Source organism: Sphingobacterium sp. B29 (assembly GCF_001952815.1).
GTDB lineage: Bacteria > Bacteroidota > Bacteroidia > Sphingobacteriales > Sphingobacteriaceae > Sphingobacterium > Sphingobacterium siyangense.
In genome coordinates, this window is record NZ_CP019158.1 from 4,807,119 (window position 1) to 4,830,018 (window position 22,900).

Consider the following 22,900-nt stretch of genomic DNA (forward strand, 5'->3'; position numbering starts at 1 on the left):
TAATCATTCAAAAAATGAAGTACAAAAAATTAAGAATAGCACTATGTCTTGGATTAAGTTGGATAGCTACCGCTGAAGGAATGGCGAAAGAATCACTTAATCCAACCATTAGACAACATAAAAATATTTTTCCGGAGCGCTCGACATTTGTTGGTCCGGACAGTATTGGCACCGATAGTACGACACTTGTACAGGTCGCTTTCCGAAAAGTTCAGAAGAAGGACCTCATGGGCAATGTACAATCCATCAATGTTCCACAATTGCTCGACAAGAGTTACAACACCTACAGTCTGGAAAATCTAGATGCCTTTATTCCGGGATACAACGGTAATATTTGGGGTATGGGTGGTTATTTGGTATTAGTGGACGGATTTCCGCGTGATGCCAATAACGTTATGCCAACAGAAATCGATCAGGTCAGTGTATTGAAAGGCGCCAATGCCATCGCTCTTTATGGTAGCCGAGCAGCCAAAGGCGTTATTAGCATCACGACAAAACGCGGAAAATCCGGAGGTCAACAGATAAAAATTAGAGCCAATAGCGGTATCAATGCGGCTATGAGCTATCCACAATATCTTGGCTCCGCAGAATATATGACATTGTATAACGAAGCTCGACAAAATGATGGATTATCACCACTCTATAGTACCGAAACAATCTACCAACATGCAGCCGGAACAAATCCTTATCGTTATCCCAACGTGGATTACTATTCATCGGACTATATCAAAGATCACTATAATCGCTACGATGCCACCGCCGAAATCTCAGGCGGAAATCAACGTGCACAATATTATACCAACTTTGGATTTTGGTCTGAAGGGTCCCTCCTCAATTTTGGACAGGCGAAAAAAAATGGTGGCGCCAATAGATTCAATATGCGCGGTAACATCGATGTGAAAGTCAATGATCTGATCTCCCTGAACGTCGATGCGGCAGCCAGTTTTTATATTTCCAAAGGGGTAAATGCGGACTACTGGGGTGCAGCGGCAACCGTGCGGCCACATCGCTTCTCTCCACTCATTCCTATTGATATGATCGAAGAAGGTGACGTCAACTCGATGGTGTATGTCAACAACAGCAATTTTCTCATCGATGGCAAATATCTCCTTGGGGGAAGTCAGCTGGATCAAACCAATGCCTTTGCAAACGTTTATGCCGGCGGCACAAACCGCTATCTAAATCGGCAGTTTCAATTTAATACGGGTTTGAATTTTGACTTGAAAAATATCCTGGAAGGATTGGTTTTCAAAACCAACCTGGCTGTGGATTATCAGTCAAATTATAACCAATCCTATAACAACAATTATGCTGTTTATCAGGCATCGTGGAACAACTATGATGGAAAAGACCTTATCAGTAGCCTCACAAAATATGGTGACGACCGTATTTCAGGCATCCAAAATATCAGTGGCAGTACCTATCGGCAGACCATCGGTCTCAATGGGTCCCTAAACTTTAACCGTACCTACGGTAATGACCACCATGTATCGGCAATCCTATTGGCCAATGCGTTCCAGATCGCTGCCTCTGGCAGCTACCACAAAACCAGCAATGCCAACCTAGGGCTGCAGTTGGGCTACAATTATTCAAGCAAATATTATGTTGACTTTAGCAGTGCTTACAGTCATTCCGCCAAATTACCACAAGGGAATAGAAGAGCCCTATCTCCTACTTTAGCGCTCGCCTGGCGTCTATCTAAAGAAAATTTTTTGGTCGACAGCAAAGTCGTCAATGAGTTAAGATTATCCGCGTCGGCCGGTATATTAAACACGGATCTGGATATTAGCGACTATTACCTCTATCAGGGCTATTATACCTATAACGACGCAGCATGGTATAGCTGGCGCGACGGTGACCTCGTCCATACCTTTGACAGACGCAGGGGTGACAACCCCAACATGAAATTCCCGAAACGCAAGGAATTTAATATCAACCTCGAAGGTGGGCTCTACAACAACCTGATCACCTTTAATACGTCCTACTTTGTTAATCGGATGAGCGGCGGGTTGGTACAGGCGGCAACACAGTACCCAATGTATTTTATGACTTACTGGCCGGTTTATTCAGACCTTCCCTATGTCAATTTTAACGACGACGAACGCCGGGGTGTCGACTTTGGCATCAACCTGAACAAACAGATCAACAAAACCTTCGTATCACTGGGTTTCAACGGGATGTACTATACGACCAAGGCGGTAAAAAGGGACGAACTCTATGAATTTGCTTACCAAAACAGAGCCGGAAAACCACTAGACGCCATCTGGGGCTTACAGCATGATGGTTTTTATAACAGTCAAAGTGAAATTGACCAAGCTGCCTTTTCAACATTTGGAGAAGTCAAGCCTGGGGATATCAAGTATAAAGATCAGAATGGTGATGGTACCATCGATACCCGCGACGAAGTATACTTAGGCAAAGGCGGATGGGCCGGTGCCCCACTGACATTAGGTTGCAACCTGACAGTCAAATGGAATAATTTCACATTATTTGCCGCGGCAACGGGACAGTTCGGAGCCAAAGCGATGAAAAACAGTTCTTACTTTTGGGTAGATGCGGAAGATAAATATTCAGTGGTCGTACGTGACCGCTGGACAGAGTCGACCAAGGAGACCGCAACTTATCCGCGCCTTACCACCTTTAACAGTGACAACAACTTTCGAAGCTCAGACTTTTGGCTTTACAAGACCGATCGCATCAACCTATCCAAAGTGCAGCTGTCTTACGATTTCCCAAAGCGTCTATTCAATGCTAAGTTTATACACGAACTGGGGATTTATGCCACGGGATCCAACCTACTGACCATTGCCAAAGAAAAGGAAACGATGCAATTGAATATTGGACAAGCACCACAAATGCGTTTTTTCAACATCGGACTGAAGGCACTATTTTAATCTTTACTATCTAAGACGAGAATGATGAAAAGAATACTAACCATAGCCATCCTAAGCAGCTTACTATTTTCTTCCTGTGAAGATATGTTTGAGCCGGCTCTTGAAAATAATCTTGAAATTGAAACAGCCAATAGTCGCCCCCTTTACGCACAAGGGCTACTTTTAAATGGATACAACCGGGTTCCGGCTAATAGCTATAGCTTTGATGATGTCGCCACAGACAATGCTGTGAGCAACGATAAAAGCAATACTTACCTTAAAACAGCAACCGGACAATGGACAAGCATCAACAATCCTTTCGACCAATGGCGCAATAGCTATGCAGCCATACAGTACCTCAACAATTTTTTATCCCTAAGTGATAAAGTAGAATGGGCCTTGGATCCCAAGGTCAGTACGATGTTTAACGATCGCATGAAAGGTGAAGCTTATGGTCTCCGGGCACTATTTATGTTTCACCTGTTGCAATCCCATGCCGGAAAGTCGAGTACCGGTGAGATACTTGGTGTGCCTATCCTGCTGACTCCCGAAGATGTCAATTCGGATTTTAACCACAGTCGTGCACCGTTCGAAGCCTGCATGCAGCAACTTTACGATGACATCAAAAATGCAGAAGACCTGTTGCCTATGGATTATGAAGACATCAGTGCAGACAGTCAAGTTCCGGTCAAATACGCAGGCACAATCAATAAAGACGACTACAACCGTGTATTTGGAGCCTATTTCAAACTCCGCATGACCAAGCGCATCGCGCAGGCAATTCGTGCCCGAGCAGCGTTAATGGCGGCAAGTCCGGCATACAGCGAGGGCAGCAAAACAACCTGGGAGCAAGCCGCCACCTATGCGGGGCAGGTCATCCAGGCCAAAGGCGGACCAAGTGGTATCGATCCGAAAGGATTCACCTGGTACAATAAAGATGTGGTCGATGGCTTAACCTCCGGATCCAATCCGGCCGAAATACTTTGGCGCACCGACAAAGGAAATAGCAACAGCATGGAACAGGACCATTTTCCGCCAACATTGTTTGGCAGAGGACGTCTCAATCCTACACAGAATCTGGTCGATGCCTTTCCCATGGAAAATGGCTATCCCATTGACGATGCCAATTCGGCTTACAATAAAACCAATCCGTACGACAAGCGGGATCCCCGATTGAAGACTTACATTATTGTCAATGGTGCCACGGCAGGCGTAAGCAACACGGCTATCAATACCGCTGCCAATAGTCCAACAAACGATGGGTTAAATAAGGTCGAGACATCTACTCGGACGGGCTATTACCTGAAAAAGCTGCTGCGCCAAGATGTAAACCTCAACCCTTCATCTTCTACACAACAAATGCATTTCAATACACGTATACGGATGACAGAAATGTATCTGGCCTATGCCGAAGCCGCAAATGAGGCCTGGGGGCCTACTGGCATGGGTACTTTTACCTTCTCGGCCTACGACATCATCAAGGCTATTCGCAGACGGGCGGGTGTAGGAGCCAACAATGGCGATCCTTACCTAGAACAGGTAAAAAACAACAAAGAGCAAATGCGGCAGCTGATCCGCAATGAGCGGAGACTAGAACTTTGTTTTGAAGGGTTTCGGTTTTGGGACCTGCGTCGCTGGAAGTTGGATATCAACGTTGCTGCAAAAGGAATCAGTATAAGCAACAACAGCTATACCGAGATTCCGGTAGAGAATAGACTTTATGAAAACTTTATGTACTACGGTCCGATCCCGTACAGTGAAGTACTCAAATACAGCAATCTTGTACAGAATACGGGATGGAATTAACATTAATACACGCATAATGAAAAAGATCAATCTTCTTTACGCCATGGCTTTGGTAAGCCTGGCGTCTTGCAAAAATAACGACTGGGAGTTCCCAGATTTCGAATTTCAATCGGTATACTTCGCCTATCAGACACCAGTCAGAACGGTAACCCTAGGCGAAGACATTTTTGACAACAGTCTCGACAACCAGCATAAGGTGAAAGTCATGGCAACCACTGGAGGAGTATACAACAATGGAAAAGACATCCGTATCGATTTTGTTGTCGACAACAGCCTTACGAATGGCCTTAGCTATCCAAACGGGCAGACAGTTACCGCATTACCCAACAATTACTATCAGCTTGCTAGCAATCAGATCAATATCCCAAGTGGTAGTCTCACAGGTGGTGTTGAAGTACAGCTGACTGACGCATTTTTTGCCGACCCAAAATCCTTGGAAACCTATTACGTACTTCCTCTAAGGATGACAAAAGTGGTTAACGCCGATTCCATCCTCTCCGGTAAAACTTCGCTACAGGCTGCCAATAGGGCTATTGTATCCGATTGGGATGTCGCACCAAAAGATTTTACCTTTTATGCACTCAAATATATCAATCCCTGGCACGGCAATTACCTGCGTCGGGGTACCGACCAAATTGTCGGCAAAGGTGCCAATAACAGCTTGACAAAAAATATCGTCAGACATCAGGCTTATGTAGAAAAAGACGAAGTCAAAAGCGTCACGACAGCAGCGCTAAAGAAATCGATCTTGCCTCTTTCTTTTAAAGGAGCTGATGATGTCAATATCAATGTCAATCTGAACTTAACTTTTGACGACGACGACAATTGTAGCATTAGCTCGGCAAGTGCTGGCATCTCCGCTACAGGAACCGGTAAGTTTGTCAAACGGGGCGAAAAAAACAGCTGGGGCAATGCAGACAGAGATGCACTTTATCTTTCCTACACGATCGATATGACACAAATGAGTGTCACCAGCAAGGATACCCTCGTGATGCGGGACAGATCTGTAAAAATGGAAACATTTACACCCATCAAAAAGTAGTATCAATTCTATAACGAACAACGATGAAAAAAATCAATAAAACTATCGTCATCCTACTTTCGCTCGGCACCGCCTGGAGTTCCTGTTCCAAATATCAGCCACTGGATTACGCCGTCGATAAACCGGAGAAAGTACTGACGCAGGAAGATATCAATGCTTACAATCCATTAAAAAGTTATCTGGATAAGCAAGGCAACCCCGGACTTAAGCTGGGTGTTGCGCTCAATATGAACGATTATTTTAACAAAGGAGTACTCTACCGCTTGGCTAACCGCAATTTCGAAGAAATGGTGATGGGCTATGAAATGAAGCATGGTTCCATTGTGCAAGCCGACGGAAGCCTGAATCTATCTCGTGTAGAACAGCTGATCACAGCTGCGCAGGAAAACAACATGGCACTGTATGGCCACACGCTGTGCTGGCATTCGGGACAGAATGCCGCCTACCTGAATAAGTTAATCGCTCCTGTGGTAATACCAGGTTCTGGAGGACCAGCTCTAGCGGGACATGCATTAAAAATGAGCAATCCCACTGTTGTCAATGCCTGGGAAGCACAGACAGCCACAGACATTAACCCCACGGAAATAGGGAAAGAATATGTATTGAAGATTGTAGCCCGGGGCAGCAAAGCGGGCAACATTGGTATCGATCTGCAGAGCACCTCCAATTATACGGGCGACAATATGGGTTCATTGGCATTAACAACAAGCTACAAAGAATACGAACTCAAAGTGACCGCAACTGCCGCGCGTAACCGTTTTATCATCAATTTTGGTCAATACGATGGTACCATCTTCATCGACAAGGTTGTGCTGACAAAAACAGGCAGTTCGGCAAGCCTCATTGCCAACAGTGATTTTGAAAGCAATATTGATGGCTGGTTTGGCTGGGGAAACAATTCCTCCCGAGCGCAGTCCGCCAATGGCGAAGGTTATGGGAGCCCTGGGGGCAGCACGATCGAGAAAACCCCTGCCGAGAAAGAAGCCATTCTCGCGAAAGCACTGGAGACATTTATTGCCGGCATGCTTGAGAAAACCAAAGGCTACATCAAGGCTTGGGACGTAGTCAACGAACCGATGTCCGACTGGCCCGACCAATATGCCCTAAAGACGGGAGTGGGCAAAACCGATCTGGCGGATGATGAATTCTACTGGCAGGATTACTTGGGTAAAGATTATGCCGTAAAAGCCTTCCAGTTTGCCCGCAAATATGGTAATGCCAATGATCTCCTATTCATCAATGACTATGGCTTGGAAGGCAGTGACAACAAATGTAAAGGGCTGATCGCCTATGTCAGCTACGTCGAAAGCAAAGGGGCCAAAGTGGATGGAATCGGTACCCAGATGCACATCGACATCAACACAAGCAAAGACAATATCGTCAGTATGTTTAACCTATTGGCCGCCACCGGCAAGCTGATCAAAGTGTCTGAGCTCGATATTGGTTTGGGAAATGGCATAAAGACTAGCAATGCAACGACTGAAATGTATCAGCAGCAGGCCGACATGTACAAATTTGTCGTTCAAAAATATCTTGAGATCATTCCCAAGGATAAGCAATATGGTATTACCATATGGAGCCCACTGGACAGTCCGGACCAAGAGAATTCATTCTGGAGACGTGGGGAACCCATCGGTTTATGGACCGAAGGATTCGTTCGAAAGCCAGCCTATCAGGCGGTTGCTGAGGCATTGTTAGCTAAAAAATAAGATCATTAATCACCCTTTTATATTTAAATTATGAGAACAAACAAAATGTGGTTACTTCTGGTCATTTTCTTAGTTTTTCTTTCCAGCTGCTCGCGGCTGGAAGAAAAAACCTTGACCAGCGAATCCGAAAGAAGTCTTAAATCCAATGTTTCCGCCCAAGCCGTTACAGGTTGGCCACGAACGACACCAACCTTACATGTAGGCGGGAAGTACCTCAAAGATCCCTGTGACAACAATATTGTCCTGCATGGAGTGGCCATTACACCCAGCCCTTGGTTCAATGGCTGCCAGTATGGTGCCAACTCCGGTTACTGCACCTGGGATAATTACAATGTTCAGGGTGCGCTCAATTACAATAAAGCAGTCATTGACAAACTCAGCAGCGCGGCCGACGGTTGGTATCTCAATTATATCCGTCTGCACATCGATCCGTATTGGACCAATGATCCGGGCGCTCCTATTCCTGAAGACGACATCTCAAGATTTAACTATAATCGCTTGGTTACCTATACTGATCAGGTCATTATTCCTTTAATCAACCATGCCCGTAACCGGGGCATGTATGTGATCTTGCGTCCTCCTGGCGTATGTCCACACCGTATCGCAGTCAATGATGCCTATCATACTTATCTTAAGACCGTATGGACTTTCCTATCGCAGCACCCATCACTAAAGAATGCTGACAATGTGATGTTTGAATTGGCTAACGAACCCGTTGAGATTCTGGGAACAAATGGCAACTGGGGGACGACCGGCAACGAGCATTTTGCTGCGTTGAAAAATTTCTTTCAGCCCTTGGTCAATATCATCCGTAATAACGGTGCCAACAATGTATGCTGGATACCAGGAACTGGCTGGCAGTCCCATTATCAAGGCTATGTCAATAATCCGATTACGGGTGGCAACATTGGCTATGCAGTACATATCTACCCTGGGTATTGGGGTGGTGTCAATACCTATCAAGCTTTTCAAAATGCCTGGAATACCAATGTTAAACCTATTGCAGACATTGCACCCATTGCCATTACAGAGACAGACTGGGCTCCACAGGGATATGGCACATTTGGTACGGGATCAACCGGTACCGCTGGCGGAAACGGTTTTGGTGCAAATTTAAAATATATTGTGGATCAGTCCGGCAATGTAAGCTGGAACCTTCTCGCCCCCGACGATCTGCTCCACAAAGGGGATCCCAACGCCGGGACAGCTTTTAACAATGATTGGGAAGCCTGTGCTGCTCCCGCTAAACAGTGGTTTCAGCAGTATGCTGCCTCCAATTACCCCATGTCTAACTGTACAGTTACTAGTCTGGTCAATAATGGCATTTACGAAATCGAATTCCAGACCGATGCCAACAAGGTACTTGATTTAAAATCAGGTGAAGATGCCAACGGTGCAGTGCTCAGACCGTGGACCAGAAATGGCGCAAATGCACAGCGCTGGGTCGCTATAGATGCCGGTAACGGATACTGGCGCTTTGTTTCAAAAGCAAGTGCAAGCAATCGCTGCATTGATCTGACGAGTAATAGCAATGCGCTTGGAACTGCCATCCGGCTTTGGCAGAACTATAGCAATGATGCTCAGGCCTGGAAGGTAACTGCTGTAGCCAATGGCTATTACAAAATTACCTCAAAGGTAGATGCTACACGCGGTTGGGATGTACCCAACTGTACCATGGACGGCAATTCCAATCTTCAGCTTTGGGATTACTATGGTACCTCCTGTCAATTATTTAAGTTCAAATTTATTGCCATGAACTAAACACTATCTATTCGCGGTAAGCCATACTTACCGCGAAATAGGTTAATTTTAAAAACATAAAAAGCTTCACGATGCGACAAACACAATTTAAAATGCTGCTACTGATCTTCTTGGTATGTTGTTTTACCGGAACAACAGCTTTTGCCCAAGACAAGAACTTCCATATCTACCTTTGTTTAGGACAATCCAATATGGAGGGACATGGACAATTCGAACCTCAGGACACCATCACCAACAGCCGGTTTCATGTGCTAGCGGCAGTAGATTGCCCCGAATTGGGACGGCAGTACGGTAAGTGGTATCCTGCCCGGGCACCACTCACGCGTTGCCACACAGGCCTTACACCTGCAGATTATTTTGGCAGAACGCTTGTAGAAAAGCTTCCCAAAAATATCGAGATCGGAGTCATCAACGTTTCGGTAGGTGGTTGCCATATTCAATTATTTGATCAAGATAGCACGGCAAGCTATGTCGCAAAGGCACCCGAATGGATGAAATCCATGCTTGCAGCTTATGACAATAATCCTTATGAAAGGCTCGTCGTCCTGGCCAAGATGGCACAGCAGAAAGGTATTATCAAAGGTATTTTACTTCATCAGGGGGAATCCAATACCGGCGATCGCGAATGGCCCAATAAAGTAAAAAAAGTCTATGAAAGCCTCTTGCACGATTTGCACCTGAACGCCGAAGATGTACCCCTACTTGCTGGTGAACTCCTATCGGCCGAAGCAGGGGGTAAATGCGCAAGTATGAACAGTATCATCCAAACATTGCCCGCTACTATCCCAACTGCCCATATCATTTCTTCTGCGGGTTGCCAGGGTATCGGCGATGGACTACACTTCAGTCCTGCCGGATACCGGCAGCTGGGTAAAAATTATGCGGCAAGCATGCTTAAAATTCTTCAAAAAAAATAAACTTCCATTGCTTTAAAATTGCCATTTGCAGGTGACTTAAATCCATAGTTTTTCCAACAATGACACTACGGCGAAGGAACGAGTCTAAGCGATTTCCAAAACCGTAGCAATGTTATTCTGGATAAAATCATCCGGTAAAGTCACCTGCAGCGCGGCATCAAGCTGCGTATAAACGATGTTATCGGCATATCCAAGTATCCGGACTGACTTGACCTTTCTCGAATTGGGTGATAAACTACCCAATGACTTTAATTGGAGCTGCTTTTTGGTCAACGTTCCCATTATAAAAGCGTACATGACATTTCCTTTTGTCGTGAAGCGCACATCATCGCCGGTAAAAGCTTTTCCCTTCCCTTCATTAAAGCCCTGCACATGCAGTGAAGGAGCTTCCTCCTGTGCAGGCCCCTCACCAAAAATGCGCCAAGGACGCGTTCCAACAATGGCTTCTTTGTGTATGGCCATCCAGCTTCCTATGCCTTGTACCACTTCCTTCGCCCTATCGTCGATAGAACCATCACCGCGCAATGGTACACTTAACAATAAGTTACCGTTTTTACTGACGACATCAATCAGCATATGAATTACGGTTTTAGCCGATTTATAGTGATTATTCTCATAAATCCGGCGATCATAATGCCAAGACCCGATACAGGTACAGGTCTGCCAGGGCTGCGGTTCAATGGTATTGCTCTGTCCACGTTCAATATCCCATACCAGGCATTTTCGTTGTTGTTCATTCAGTATTTTCCCATTGATTACCACATTAACCTTGCCTTTATTTGCCTGCACGCTTTTATTATAAAAATCGGCTACGATCTCCAAGCCAACATTGCTTATTGGATAAAGTGGCAGCACCGTATCGTCAAAATAAACGATATCGGGTTTGTAATTGTTGATCAATTCCAGGGTCCGGGCCTTAAAGTTTTCGCAATAGGCCTTTGTTGGCACACTTACCCCTGAATTCACATCCCAATGCCATTGCCGATGAACGGTGTTATCATCCTTACTATCCAAACTAAGCGCATGATCCTGTGCATAAAGCTCCTGCGGATCGTATGCTGCCCACCATTTTCCTGCGCCATCTTTTTTCGTTAGTTTCCCATCATAGGGTATACCGGCAAACTTGCCTTCTTTATCACTCCGCTGTGCCGTTTCATACCAGGTCCAGGCATGTGCCGCGTGTACGCTGACACCAAATTTCAGCCCTCTTTTTTTTGCAGCGCTTTCCCAACCCTTTATAATATCTTTCCTGGGGCCAACATTTACACTATTCCATTGATGGTGGCTGCTGCGATAAAGGTCTAGATTATCATGATGATTGGCCAAAGCCATAAAATACTGGGCTCCGGCATTTTGATACAGTTCCATTAACTCTTCCGGATTCCAATTTTCGGCTTTCCACTGATGGATAACATCTTTAAAACCAAACACCGAAGGATGTCCATATTTTTCAACGTGATAATTATACTGATCGGATCCCTCCTGATACATGCCCCGCGCATACCAATCGCCGCGCTCGGGCTGACACTGCGGGCCCCAGTGCGCCCAGATACCAAATTTGGCATCCCTGAACCACTCAGGCACCTGATAATTTTCTAATGAACGCCAGTCGGGATTAAAAGGAGCTTTCCCCAGATGAGCTTGGGAAAGGCTAAATTTACTCAGGAAAAGCGTCGGAATAGTTGCACCGAGAAACTTAATTGCTGTTCTTCTGTCCATTATACAATGATCTTCGATCAGAATGCCTCGACACAAATTGCACGACAAAGGCATCCGGTTTATAATTTTTTATCTACTTGAATACCAAAAATACCTGTATTGGATCAGGAAAGAAACTACATAATCGATCAATACTAGTACAATATCGACACAGGATTCTTTTTGATCAGTTGAACCAAAAAAAGGTGCCCTAAAAAGGACACCTCCACCTAACACTAACTATGAATAAATAAAAACATCTATTTTCCCAGATCAATTGTTCATATCATTGCCTTTCAAATTTTTATTGTTGTCCAATTCCGACTGTGGAAAAGGATAGAACATTGCTTTGGTAGACCAGCCGCCTTTTTTTAAAGGTTCCAGCCAGCTTGGATTGGCCATCCCCCACCGTAACAGGTCAAAATAACGTTGATATTCACCCAAAAATTCAACAAATCGCTCATGCACGATAATATTTTTGATCGTATTTAAAGGAACGCCGTTTTTTACTAATCCCTGAGCGATCAATCCATCTACATCAGGAATTGTTCCATTGGATTTTTGATACCATAGGTGTGGCTGCTCATCCGGAACGATATTATTGGCGCGCTTACGCACCAGGTTGATGTATTGTTTCGCTCCGGCGATATCGCCACGTTCATTGAGACATTCCGCATAAAGCAGCAGCACATCGCTATAGCGAAAAATACGATCATTGTTACCATTATCAAAGTCAGCGATCTGAACATCCGGACAATATTTCCGGGTACCAAAGAAATCTTTATTGGTCGCCAGGTTTTTCATCCAGTCCGTATAGGTCGTGACCTTACCGTCCAGCTGCGTAAACTTTGCACCATTCTCGCACCAAAGCGTCATATATTTCCGGGGATCTCCTTCTTCAAATTCATCATGTGCCATTTTATTGGGCGCCAGATTCCACCAGGCACCACCCGTTCCGTCAAACATTCCGATTTCCTGCCACCGCCATGAACTCGATATATCGTCCCCCAGCCAGCCCGGTCCATTGTAGAGTTGCACCTCAAAAACAGACTCCTGATTATTCTCTTTTGTTTCCAGAAAATTATCCCTGTAAGAGGACATCAACTGATACTCCTTGCTATCAATCACGCTTTTCAACTGGATCTCAGCATTGGCAAAATCCGCTGCCTGTCCTTTTGCGAGGATGGGTTTATACAAATAAGTTTTGGCCAGGTAAGCCTGTGCTGCACCTTTGGTTGCCCGACCGATCATTTTACTGTCGGCATAGAGTGCTGCCCGCGTTGGCAACAATTCCGATGCTTTCTTAAAATCATCCACGATCAGCGCATACACGGCACCCGCCGCTGCGTTGCCCGGATAATAATCTTCGTTGGTCTCGACAGGTTTATTGATCAGCGGAATGGTTTCGCCAAACAACATGCTCAGGTGCAAATAGTTCAGTGCTCTCAAAAAATACGCTTCCCCCAAGAGTCTATTCTTTCTATTTTGATCTATTTCGCCTTCAAACTTCTGAATCCGATCGATGGCTAAATTAGCCGCAAACACCCCGTTCCAAAAATCTCTCCAGGTCTGGGCGGCCATCCCATCGCTCGCAGGGGTATTGTAGGTATCCTGATACATGGGTTCCCATTTGAAGGTATGATTGTAATCATCCCCAGGAGCCAAAAGCTCGAAATACAAACTGCGCGCATATCCACCCTGTGTGCGGCCGATTAACGCTTGGTAGGCCGGTATGACCGAATTTTCCAATTGATCTGCTGTTTTATAATAGGTGTCCGTCGACAATTCCTGCGGGTTGGAGAGATCCAGATTCGGTTTGCAGCTTGAAAACTGTATCAGCAATGCAGCAGCTGCGAGTTTTATATATTTTCTATTCATGATGTCAATAAGGGATTAGAATGTAAATTGAATACCCATAAAATACTCTCTTGAATTTGGAAAGCTCAACCCCCAAGGCGTTTGCCCATCGATACCACGGCTTAGATTGGAGCGTGTATCGCCCGACCCCACTTCAGGATCATAACCTGAATACTTGGTAAAGGTCAGTAGGTTTTTTGCGCCTACGTAAAACCGCAGTCGGTCGATCTTCCAACGTTCAAGTCTAGGACTTGAAAAACTGTAACCAATGTTGAGTACTTTAAGCCGGAGGTAAGAGCCATCCTCCACAAACCTGTTGGATGCCCTTAAATTTTGATTGGGATCGCCGAGTACAGCGCGTGGAATAGTAGTATCTGTATTTTTTGGATAGACCGTAGTTTCACCAGATACCGGATTTTTGAAGACAAGCTCCTCCGCACGATAACGATCCAGAGTCGATGCAAAATTATTGTAGTAATGGTACATTCCCTCGCCCCAATAGCGGCTATTGTTGTAGATGTCGTTTCCTTTACTTCCCTGCCACATCATCGACAGATCAAATGTGCCAATCGAACTGTTGTAGTTTACATCAGCATTGAAGCCGTAACTAAAATCAGGTATTGGGCTTCCCAAAAAATCCTTATCCTGATCATTTAAGACCTTGTCGCCATTTCGGTCATTGAAGCGTACATCGCCCAATGCTGCGTGGGGTGCAAAAGCTTTATCGGCATCCAATTGTGCCTGACTGGTATATAAACCGTTGGTGGTGTAGCCCCAAAATTCCCCTACCGAACGACCAACTGCTGTTCTTGTGACGTTTTCACCCCCAGGAGAGATACTTCCCCATAAAATTTCATTATTGTTGCCCAGACTCAGCACGCGGTTTTTCACAAAAGAAATATTGGCGCCGATACGATAGCCAAAATTACCGACCTGATCTTTGTAGGAAGCCAGGATATCCCAGCCCCGATTCCGTATGCTACCGGCATTCAGCACGGGAAAGTTGTTACCATAGCCTGCGGTAAACGAAATGGGTACATTGATCAGCATGTCCTCGGTCTTTTTATTATAGTAATCAACTGTCAAAGCCAATTTATGATCAAAAAGCTCCAGATCGAGACCAAGATCAGTTGAATACTGACTTTCCCATTTTACATTCGGATTCGAGGGAGTCTGTGGCAGGGCCCCCGTGACCATCACATTGTTCAGGTAATACCAGACATGGTCGAAACTAACTGTCCGTTGATACTGATATTGTGCAATATCCGAATTACCCAAAAGCCCGTAACTAGCTCGGAGCTTCAATTCGCTGATCGCAGGAAATGCTTTCATGAAAGATTCCTGACTGATCCGCCATCCCGCTGATACCGAAGGAAAGTTTCCATAGCGGTATTGATTGCTAAAGTTGGCCGATCCATCCCGTCGCATATTAAATGTCAACAAGTAGCGGTTATCATAATTATAGTTGACACGTCCCAGCATGGAATACATGGCAGACTGTCCCACACCTGACCCCACAAGACGGGAACTCGCCAGGGATGCCGAATTAAGGATCAAAACATCCGGACTCGGCAAACCACGGGCCCCAGCATTGACAGCATTATACCGGGATTCTTCTGAAGTGATTCCCGCCAAAGCCGAAATCGCATGCTTACCAAAGTTATTTTCATAAGTCAGCGTGTTTTCAAATAACCAGCGGTTATTCTGACTGCTGGAAATATTGAGTTCATCCGGATTATGGTTCTGATATTGTCCGACAGAGTAGTTACCTATATACCCCTCATTCCGCACCCGGCTAAGGTCGATCCCCATATTAAATTTGTAAACCAGGCCTTTTATAATCTCATAAGTAGCCCAGGCATTGCCGTTTACCGAAAAGTTGTCATTGACGTTTTTATTGAGGTATGCATTTGCCAATGCACTCTGAACATCCGTTCCATTGCCAGCTCCGGCAAAACCAGTGCTGCTGTTGGCATCGTAGAGCGGTAATGTCGAGGACCACTTTTGCGCATCGATGATATTTTTGTCGCTCCAGTTGCGGCGGGTGTAACCTAAGGAAAGGGTTTCGCCTATCTTGAGTTTTCCTTTGGTAAAATCAGAGATAAATTGGGCGCCATAATACTTATTTTTATCTTGAATAATAATGGATTTGTCTGTCGCATAGATACCGCTAAGCCGAAAATTGGCGTTTTGAGATCCGCCGGAAACCGAGAGATTATGCCGTTGATAATTGCCCGTCTGCAGCAATTCGTCCATCATATTATACCCGTGCCCGATGTCGGAGGGTTTAGACAGCGCGGCCAGATAATCTTTGCGCGAAGGATCCTTATTGTACATTTCCTCATTAATCAATTCGGCCAGTTGCTGTCCGTTCAGCAGAGGTATATTATGGGAAATATTTTTGATGCCGGCGAAGGCATTATAATCGAGCTTCACCTCTCCGGCTTTACCCCGTTTTGTGGTGACCAAAATAACGCCATTGGCCCCACGGGAACCATAGATGGCACTTGATGCGGCATCTTTCAAAACCTGAATGCTGGCAATATTATTTTCATCCGGCATAGCTCCGCCGATCATCCCATCCACGACATAGAGCGGATCGGTTCCGTTAATGGATCCAACGCCACGGATACGGATAGCGCCATTGGTTACCTGCACTCCAGGCACGGCGCTCTGAAGCGTAGCAATTGTACCACCAGGTACTTTCACCAGATCTTTGGTGTCCACAACAGCGATGGAAGAGGTCAGATCGACCTTCTTCTGTTTACCATAGCCTACCACCACAACTTCATCCACGGCAATTTCTGCGGCAACAAGTGGAATACTGATTTCCGAAGAATTACCGATTACATATTCTGCCTGATTATAACCCACATTGGATACAATAAGGACTTCTCCCGGATTGAGTTTGAGTACAAATTCGCCTTTCTCGTTTGTTGAAGTACTGAGGGTTTTATCCTTCACTTTGATCGATGCCCCAATAATTGGTTTTCCTTGATCACTGATGATCTTTCCATGAATCACTTTTTCCTGAGCAGACAGTCGTCCAATGCCCATTAAAATGGAAGCCATTAACAACCATTTCACTTTCCTATTCCTTTCTTTGGGAAAACAAAAGAAAGAAGACACATAATTTCTGTTCATAATCTTTATTTGAGATAAATGTCTTTTTGCCCCTTGAGGCGAGTACTTGGTTATTTATTTATACAAATTGGTTATTTATTACTTATATGCTAACTGTATCTGCTCACCGCTATGTGCTATCTGGTCACATAATAAGCTCGCTTTAACAGGTGGCATCCCTTAAAAATTCACTATTGCATTTACTGGATCATTTATTTAAAATGAACTGGCTTTTCGCCAATTGGTTACAAAGCAAAGCTATTGCTTTCAACAAAATCGCTTTGCAACGAATATTTAAAAGAAGGGTAAAAATGTTTAAAAGCTGTTATCGAAGACCATTGCCATTACTTTTGGATATCGATCCAGAACCTATCTTGAGATCAAAACAGGAAACCTACTGGAGATATCATTTTGAGAGATCTATAGAAATGCGGTGATTAAGTAGCCAAGCGAAAACAGTTTAACAAAAAAAAGCAACATTAATTTATAATCTTTTGAAGAAATATTAAAAATATTTCACATCTTTGAATTGACTTATGCAATCGATTGAATTGGCCATTTAACGCATATTTTGGATAGTTTATCCGACCTATTTTTTAAAGAAAAACCAAACTTAATGGAATATTTTTCGCTATTGAAACACCATTCCGATGAAATCATCAAATTCATCGCTAATTGCGGTATATTTTCCTTACTCCTCAAAAATGGTAAGGTGATCCATTTTATACCGGACGACCCGGATCATTTTACCGAATGGCTCCATAGGAAAGGCATCAAAAATATTAAAAAATCACAATCTGTCACTATTGAGGAAGAGATTCCCGTATAAACGAATAACGGAATAATCGTATTCCTAGATAAAAAGAATTTGCTTAACGGCCGAAAATAGTACAATATTAACCAATTGAATCCTTACCCTCATTCCAGTGTATGGATGACCAGTATTAAACTTCGCATATCCTGCTGAATAGAACGTATAGTCGCCTGCAATTCATTGTGCATATTGGCTAGATCATGTAGTTCCTCGGCCGCAAAAGTTCCACCATTCTTAAAATAAAGCTGCTGCAGGGGACTATCCGGTTCATCGTCCAAACCATATTGCAGCCAGCGCTGCCGCATTGTTTCTATCAGTGACGAGTTTTCAGCGTTGCTAAATTTTTTCTCGGATAAAATTCCCCAAACTGAGCTTGGGTAGATCTGCGCCTTATTATTTTGATACCAAATACTTTCAAGCATATTACGTTGCAGCTGCATCTTGACCTTTTTGCCTTTTGGGTTCAGGGTCATAAATCCCAATACGGCGGTACCGACCCCGCCAGCGATGCTCAACCCATTGTTGAGGCCATCATTTTTGACCGTTGTTGCAGTAACCGCTGTCACCGCTCCCAGAAGTATAGAAGCCACCGTCAAACGGGTCTGCGTTTTCGCATTCAGTTCGTCTATATATCCTGCGAGCTTATCGATACGCTCACCGTTACAGTCCAACTCCGCTGCAATGGCATTCAGTTCTGTCTCAAACAGCATGTACCTTTCAGTCATCTTTTGCCTTGCCGCCAATTTCAGTGTAGCACTATTCGCAGTCCCCAAATACTGGATAATGGGTTCTGCAAGATTGAGGTATTTGATCAGCACAAAATCATGGTAAGAAAAAATTTTCCTTATCTGGATACTATCCGAGGCAGCGATTTCCTGTATTGGAATTGATGTATAGGCCACATTTGGCGCACAGTAGTTTGTTGTCAACGTATGTACCTGAACATTGTTGATCAAGGTCGAACAGGCTGTCAACAGCAATATGGACAAAAAGAGAAAAGATCTGATCGTTAGAAGAAGTATTTTCATTACCTGAGGTTATGCCTTAATTTTTACAACAATAACCTTTTCAGAATGTTTTTGCCCCACCTATTTACTTTTTTGGAAAACAAAAAGAAGGCCCTATATTTTTTTGAAAATCCGCACAACAGGTCGATCACTCCATATTTTTTTAATATATTTAAAATGAAAACAGGAACCCATTGTATACAGATACAATGCGGGTGCAAAATATACGAGCCTAGCAACATCAAAAGACCATTTATGAACAAAACCCTTTTTCGGAACCTATTTATTGTATTATCATTCGTTGTGATACTCTTGCCCATTTACCCATCTATGCGGTCGTATTTCAGCAAAACATGTATTACCGAAAAATATGGAGTCAATTACAACGAGCAACGCAAAAAGCTGGGGCTGCATCCCATTCCAGCTAGCTGGGGCAGAAGGAACCTTGATTCCTGCATCATCTGGTATAATCCGAGCGGCAATATAGGGCATCGCTGGAAAAACATCTATTTTAAAGGCTGCAGTATCAAAAAAGAACTCGATCTTTTTGCCTTCGGATATGATGCCGAAAAAAGACAATATACCAAGGTATTGGAAGTGACGACAGATTATGATTTACAGGAGAAAGTGTTGGATATCCGCTATAAAGTGCTGACCGCATCATACAGTAAACAGATCGAAAAAAAAGAAGCTGACTCATTGATCAGCTCTTTAGCGCTAAATGACTCCAAGTGATCCTTCTTCAGTAAACTTTCGATAAAAAACGTATTGAACAATGTTCAATACCGTTTTTTATGGACATATCATTTTTACTTCCAGATACGAAGTCTTTCAAATTCACCATAACCTAACTGGTTGTTACCGGCAATCTGATAAAGTCCGACGCGCAGTCTTTTGCCGTTCAGATCGGGGCGTAGAAACGGTGTTCCGGGAAGATCCTTCCAGTCCATGCCATCTCCCGAGCAACGCAAAAAGAAATAATTACCGATCTTCTGAACCTGAAGGTAGGGCGAAAAATTTAGGCCGGTTCCTGTATTCTCTTCCTGAAAAATCTGTGGGCCGATGCTCCGCGAAAGATTGCCCAGGTTCCATCCCGTCAAAATACAATTGGTGATGTAGGCATCCTTACTATCCACGCGTTGAATCATGATACCGGCTTCACTTGATGTACGTGCTTTGCGGGCCAAGCCTGCCACATCGCTTATCTTAACCTCTAGCGTGAAATCTCCCTCCAGCTCTTTATAAACAAAGGGGGCCAGAAGGTCTGCATCACCCCATTTTGTATTTTTGGACTGGATTTTCCAGGTTCCATTCAAGTAGGAAAGCGCTGTCTGTGTACTGTCGGTTCTTTCACTGTATTGATAACCATCCCAGAAAGGAATTTTCTGATCCTTGGCTGAATAGCTTTCATCGTGTGCTGGCTGTACCAATTGCGGCCTTTTCGCCGAAACCCCTTCCACTACCGGCTTACTGACATGGCCAAAGGCATCCTTTGCCAGAACTTCGATGGATTTTCCAGGTTCGAATGATTTAAAGAGATGGTAAGACTGTTGCTTCCAGCCTGAACTTTCGCCCTCAGAACGGAAGAGATACCACATTCCCGCTTGCTTTTCGACCTGTACAAATACCTGATCCGCATTGATCAGGTGCGGCGGAGAAAGCACCTGCGGAACATACCCGTCCAGCCCATTGGCCAAGCCTGCTTTCCACTGACTGAACTTTGCGTTTATCTCATCCGATGTTAAGGTGCCAGAATAGGCGCGAAAGAAATGAAATGGATAAGCCAGTTCAATGCTAGTCTTATTTACCCCCAGCAGTTTTTCAGAAAACACCCGCTTTTCAGCCTTCCCATTGCGATAAAAGCGCTTTTTTCCTTTATCATGCACAAACAAAGCATGCTGCCAGGCAGCGCCGTCGTACCAGTCAAAATCCAGCGTATACTGCTGCTGACGAAGAATGTCCGTTAGCGCCGCACTTTCAAAAGCCTTACCTTTCAATGCCAATCTATTTCCCGCTACCACCACCTCCGCATCGTCAAGCGCCACTAAGGTATCCTTTGCTGTTCCCTGGTTCCGCAAAGTGCTGAGCTTTCCGAGATTTAAATCGTCAGTTTGCAGCCCAAAGAAATCCGATTTCGGGACTTCATTGGCCAAACTGGCCACTTCCTCCTCATCCAAGCTCGTATTATATACCTGCAAACTGGATACATAGCCCGAAAAATACTGATCTAGCACATCCGAAGCTCCCAGGACAAAAACATCTCCGGGCCTGACAAACAGCATCCTATTTTCCCTGCGTTGCAGCTTTCCGTCCACATAAATAGATTCCTGATAGCCGTCAAAAGAAAATACAATATGATGCCATATATTTGCGCCTGGAACCGATGCATATCCCAAATCAGGCCAGGAGCCATGCGTGATGGCCCCACGTCCGGGATCAGTACCATAACCAAAAATTGCTTTGCTGAGATCCTGCTGCCCCGACGACCAGGCAACCAACTGTTCAAACCTGGCGATGTCCGGATTATTGACCCATAGCGCAATACTATAAGAACTATTTGTAGCCAACGACTGTGGCACAGTGAAAGTCGAGCGCAATGCGGTAGCTCCATCAAAGAAGAATGCCTTTTTACCCTGATAATTTTTAACGGCCAAGGCATGTTCTGTACTGAACATCCCCCCGAGTAGCCCTTTATTCTGAATACCTTTTACCTGTTGCCCCTCCTGGTAATTGGCCGCATCGATATGGATTAAATTACCCAATGTTATTTCCTTGACGGGCATCGTTTGTGCTGCAGACCACAGCGTCTGTTGTGGAAGCTTTTGTGCATACACTTTCATGTTCCAAACGCCACGAGGAAGTCCATTCACTTGCGTGTTCAATACATGTAATCTAACATATCTTGCCATAGCTTTGCCGTGTTCAACAATAGGACTTGCCCAACGGTCATTATTCGAGCGATCTACAAAGCTTTTCCAGGCAAGACCATCCACAGAGGTTTCGAGTCGGTATTGATAGGCATAAGTTGGGTATTCAAACTGAATGGATATGGTCTGTATATCCAGCTTCTTACCCAGGTCAATAGCTACCCAGGCCGGTCCTTGATTATTTTTGGCACGCCATAGTGTTCCATTGTTGTTGTCGACTAAGAATGCAGGCCTAAAATCTGTATTGTAGTAAGAGGAGGCCTTCACCGTTTTCCCAAAAGCCAAATCGACCGGCCCTGTAACTGTTGGAAGCAAATCTGTCACACCAGCATGTGTGGGCCGCACCGGCTCAATATCGCCGTCAGGCCTAAAGAATAGCTCGTCCATGGCAACCTGACGGTGGAAGCCGCCCCCAGCATGTGGATTATTATGCCTGTGATAGACGATGAAATAACGATTATCCTGTTCAAGAATACTATGATGTCCCGGACCATGAATACTACCATCCTCGTTTGTAATCAATATCGGATTGGCCGATGGATATTCAAAAGGTCCCATGGGACCGATTTTACTTTTAACATATTGCACACGATAAGTACCATCTTCACAATGCCCCGAGGAGTACATCAGGTAATAGATGCCCTTACGCTTAAACATATAGGGCGCCTCAAAAAAGTCCTTTGCCACCGTATTAGGAATCAATGCTGTTTTTTCGAACGTTTTCATATCCCTGTTGAGTATCCCCACCCCACATCCATGATCGGGGTAGATTCCCCAGGTTCCCCAAAATAGATAGATGCGACCATCATCATCCCGAAAGGTTTGCCCGTCCAGAGTAATTACACCTGGAACCATATAGTTCGGGATCATCGATTTGCCACCGGCTACCAAAGGTTCCCAGGGGCCTGTGGGGCTGTCGGCCACTGCCCCAAAAATTTCTACAGGCTGACTATAATAGAGGTAATATCGTCCGTCGTATCCCTGCGTCATATCAGGAGCCCAGTACCAGTGTGTATTGGGCCAGTTCATGGGTTGAATGGTCCAGTTCTTAAAATCCCTGGATGTCCATACCTGTGATGGCCCTGCTCCCCAACCATTACCATCGGTGGTCGCATAGATATAATACGTATCTGCAATTTTCTTGATGCTCGGGTCCGCAAAATACCCAGGCAACAGTGGATTCAATACATTAGGCTGTTGGTAGGGTTTCAACGGCTGTGCCACCAGCCCTGTAAGCGACATAACCAGTGCAACCAAAATAGCGAAAGAAAAATGATGTTTCATGATAACACAAAGTTTACTGGTACATAAAAAACGATATCGCCATTCAACTAACTTTACAACAAATAAAATCTACGATAAATGT

At 44.7% G+C, this 22,900-nt stretch carries 13 protein-coding genes; 8 read left to right on the forward strand and 5 right to left on the reverse strand.

Features of this window, described 5'->3' with window-relative positions; genetic code table 11:
* Positions 1–14: 14 nt before the first annotated feature.
* The 6 genes from BV902_RS20680 to BV902_RS20705 all read left to right on the forward strand — a co-directional run bounded on the left by BV902_RS20680 (position 15) and on the right by BV902_RS20705 (position 10,108).
* Positions 15–2,894, forward strand: a complete 2,880-nt coding sequence (locus BV902_RS20680; RefSeq protein WP_075993564.1) for a SusC/RagA family TonB-linked outer membrane protein — start codon at positions 15–17, stop codon at positions 2,892–2,894.
* A gap of 21 nt (positions 2,895–2,915) precedes the next feature.
* Positions 2,916–4,679 (forward strand): RagB/SusD family nutrient uptake outer membrane protein, encoded by a 1,764-nt coding sequence (locus BV902_RS20685; protein ID WP_232475574.1) that lies wholly within the window; start codon positions 2,916–2,918, stop codon positions 4,677–4,679.
* A gap of 16 nt (positions 4,680–4,695) precedes the next feature.
* Positions 4,696–5,721, forward strand: coding sequence for a DUF5627 domain-containing protein (locus tag BV902_RS20690; RefSeq protein WP_075993565.1), 1,026 nt, complete (start codon positions 4,696–4,698; stop codon positions 5,719–5,721).
* Positions 5,722–5,744: 23 nt separating this feature from the next.
* Positions 5,745–7,430, forward strand: coding sequence for an endo-1,4-beta-xylanase (locus BV902_RS20695; RefSeq protein ID WP_075993566.1), 1,686 nt, complete (start codon positions 5,745–5,747; stop codon positions 7,428–7,430).
* A gap of 30 nt (positions 7,431–7,460) precedes the next feature.
* The gene (locus tag BV902_RS20700; protein WP_075993567.1) at positions 7,461–9,191 is read left to right on the forward strand and encodes an RICIN domain-containing protein; all 1,731 of its coding nucleotides are present in this window, start codon (positions 7,461–7,463) and stop codon (positions 9,189–9,191) included.
* 71 nt (positions 9,192–9,262) lie between these two features.
* Positions 9,263–10,108: a sialate O-acetylesterase gene (locus tag BV902_RS20705; RefSeq protein WP_075993568.1), complete on the forward strand. Its 846-nt coding sequence runs from the start codon at positions 9,263–9,265 to the stop codon at positions 10,106–10,108.
* A gap of 84 nt (positions 10,109–10,192) precedes the next feature.
* Here the strand turns inward: BV902_RS20705 and BV902_RS20710 are convergent, their stop codons facing one another.
* From BV902_RS20710 to BV902_RS20720, 3 genes are all read right to left on the reverse strand, one after another.
* Positions 10,193–11,827, reverse strand: a complete 1,635-nt coding sequence (locus tag BV902_RS20710) for an alpha-L-fucosidase (RefSeq protein ID WP_075993569.1) — start codon at positions 11,825–11,827, stop codon at positions 10,193–10,195.
* A 252-nt stretch (positions 11,828–12,079) separates the two neighbouring features.
* Entirely contained in the window at positions 12,080–13,684 is a 1,605-nt protein-coding gene (locus BV902_RS20715) for a RagB/SusD family nutrient uptake outer membrane protein (protein ID WP_075993570.1), read from the reverse strand.
* A 15-nt stretch (positions 13,685–13,699) separates the two neighbouring features.
* Positions 13,700–16,807, reverse strand: a complete 3,108-nt coding sequence (locus tag BV902_RS20720) for a SusC/RagA family TonB-linked outer membrane protein (protein ID WP_075993571.1) — start codon at positions 16,805–16,807, stop codon at positions 13,700–13,702.
* Positions 16,808–17,402: 595 nt separating this feature from the next.
* Between BV902_RS20720 and BV902_RS20730 the strand changes: the two genes are divergently transcribed.
* Entirely contained in the window at positions 17,403–17,615 is a 213-nt protein-coding gene (locus BV902_RS20730) for a hypothetical protein (RefSeq protein WP_075993573.1), read from the forward strand.
* A gap of 89 nt (positions 17,616–17,704) precedes the next feature.
* Here the strand turns inward: BV902_RS20730 and BV902_RS20735 are convergent, their stop codons facing one another.
* Complete coding sequence (locus BV902_RS20735; RefSeq protein WP_075993574.1) at positions 17,705–18,628, reverse strand: hypothetical protein; 924 nt, start codon at positions 18,626–18,628, stop codon at positions 17,705–17,707.
* 234 nt (positions 18,629–18,862) lie between these two features.
* Between BV902_RS20735 and BV902_RS20740 the strand changes: the two genes are divergently transcribed.
* Positions 18,863–19,342, forward strand: a complete 480-nt coding sequence (locus BV902_RS20740) for a hypothetical protein (protein ID WP_157626157.1) — start codon at positions 18,863–18,865, stop codon at positions 19,340–19,342.
* Between the two features lie 74 nt (positions 19,343–19,416).
* Here BV902_RS20740 and BV902_RS20745 read toward each other — a convergent pair whose 3' ends face one another.
* A complete protein-coding gene (locus tag BV902_RS20745) occupies positions 19,417–22,818 on the reverse strand; it encodes a family 43 glycosylhydrolase (protein ID WP_075993576.1) in 3,402 nt (1,133 codons plus the stop codon).
* Positions 22,819–22,900: the final 82 nt, after the last annotated feature.

Excerpts from the sequence above, each read along its gene's own strand:
- BV902_RS20735 (WP_075993574.1), bottom strand. The coding sequence starts at position 18,628 with ATGAAAATACTTCTTCTAACGATCAGATCTTTTCTCTTTTTGTCCATA.
- BV902_RS20700 (WP_075993567.1), top strand. The coding sequence starts at position 7,461 with ATGAGAACAAACAAAATGTGGTTACTTCTGGTCATTTTCTTAGTTTTT.
- BV902_RS20740 (WP_157626157.1), top strand. The coding sequence starts at position 18,863 with ATGAACAAAACCCTTTTTCGGAACCTATTTATTGTATTATCATTCGTT.
- BV902_RS20730 (WP_075993573.1), top strand. The coding sequence starts at position 17,403 with ATGGAATATTTTTCGCTATTGAAACACCATTCCGATGAAATCATCAAA.
- BV902_RS20745 (WP_075993576.1), bottom strand. The coding sequence starts at position 22,818 with ATGAAACATCATTTTTCTTTCGCTATTTTGGTTGCACTGGTTATGTCG.
- BV902_RS20680 (WP_075993564.1), top strand. The coding sequence starts at position 15 with ATGAAGTACAAAAAATTAAGAATAGCACTATGTCTTGGATTAAGTTGG.
- BV902_RS20715 (WP_075993570.1), bottom strand. The coding sequence starts at position 13,684 with ATGAATAGAAAATATATAAAACTCGCAGCTGCTGCATTGCTGATACAG.
- BV902_RS20710 (WP_075993569.1), bottom strand. The coding sequence starts at position 11,827 with ATGGACAGAAGAACAGCAATTAAGTTTCTCGGTGCAACTATTCCGACG.
- BV902_RS20695 (WP_075993566.1), top strand. The coding sequence starts at position 5,745 with ATGAAAAAAATCAATAAAACTATCGTCATCCTACTTTCGCTCGGCACC.
- BV902_RS20685 (WP_232475574.1), top strand. The coding sequence starts at position 2,916 with ATGATGAAAAGAATACTAACCATAGCCATCCTAAGCAGCTTACTATTT.
- BV902_RS20705 (WP_075993568.1), top strand. The coding sequence starts at position 9,263 with ATGCGACAAACACAATTTAAAATGCTGCTACTGATCTTCTTGGTATGT.
- BV902_RS20690 (WP_075993565.1), top strand. The coding sequence starts at position 4,696 with ATGAAAAAGATCAATCTTCTTTACGCCATGGCTTTGGTAAGCCTGGCG.
- BV902_RS20720 (WP_075993571.1), bottom strand. The coding sequence starts at position 16,807 with ATGAACAGAAATTATGTGTCTTCTTTCTTTTGTTTTCCCAAAGAAAGG.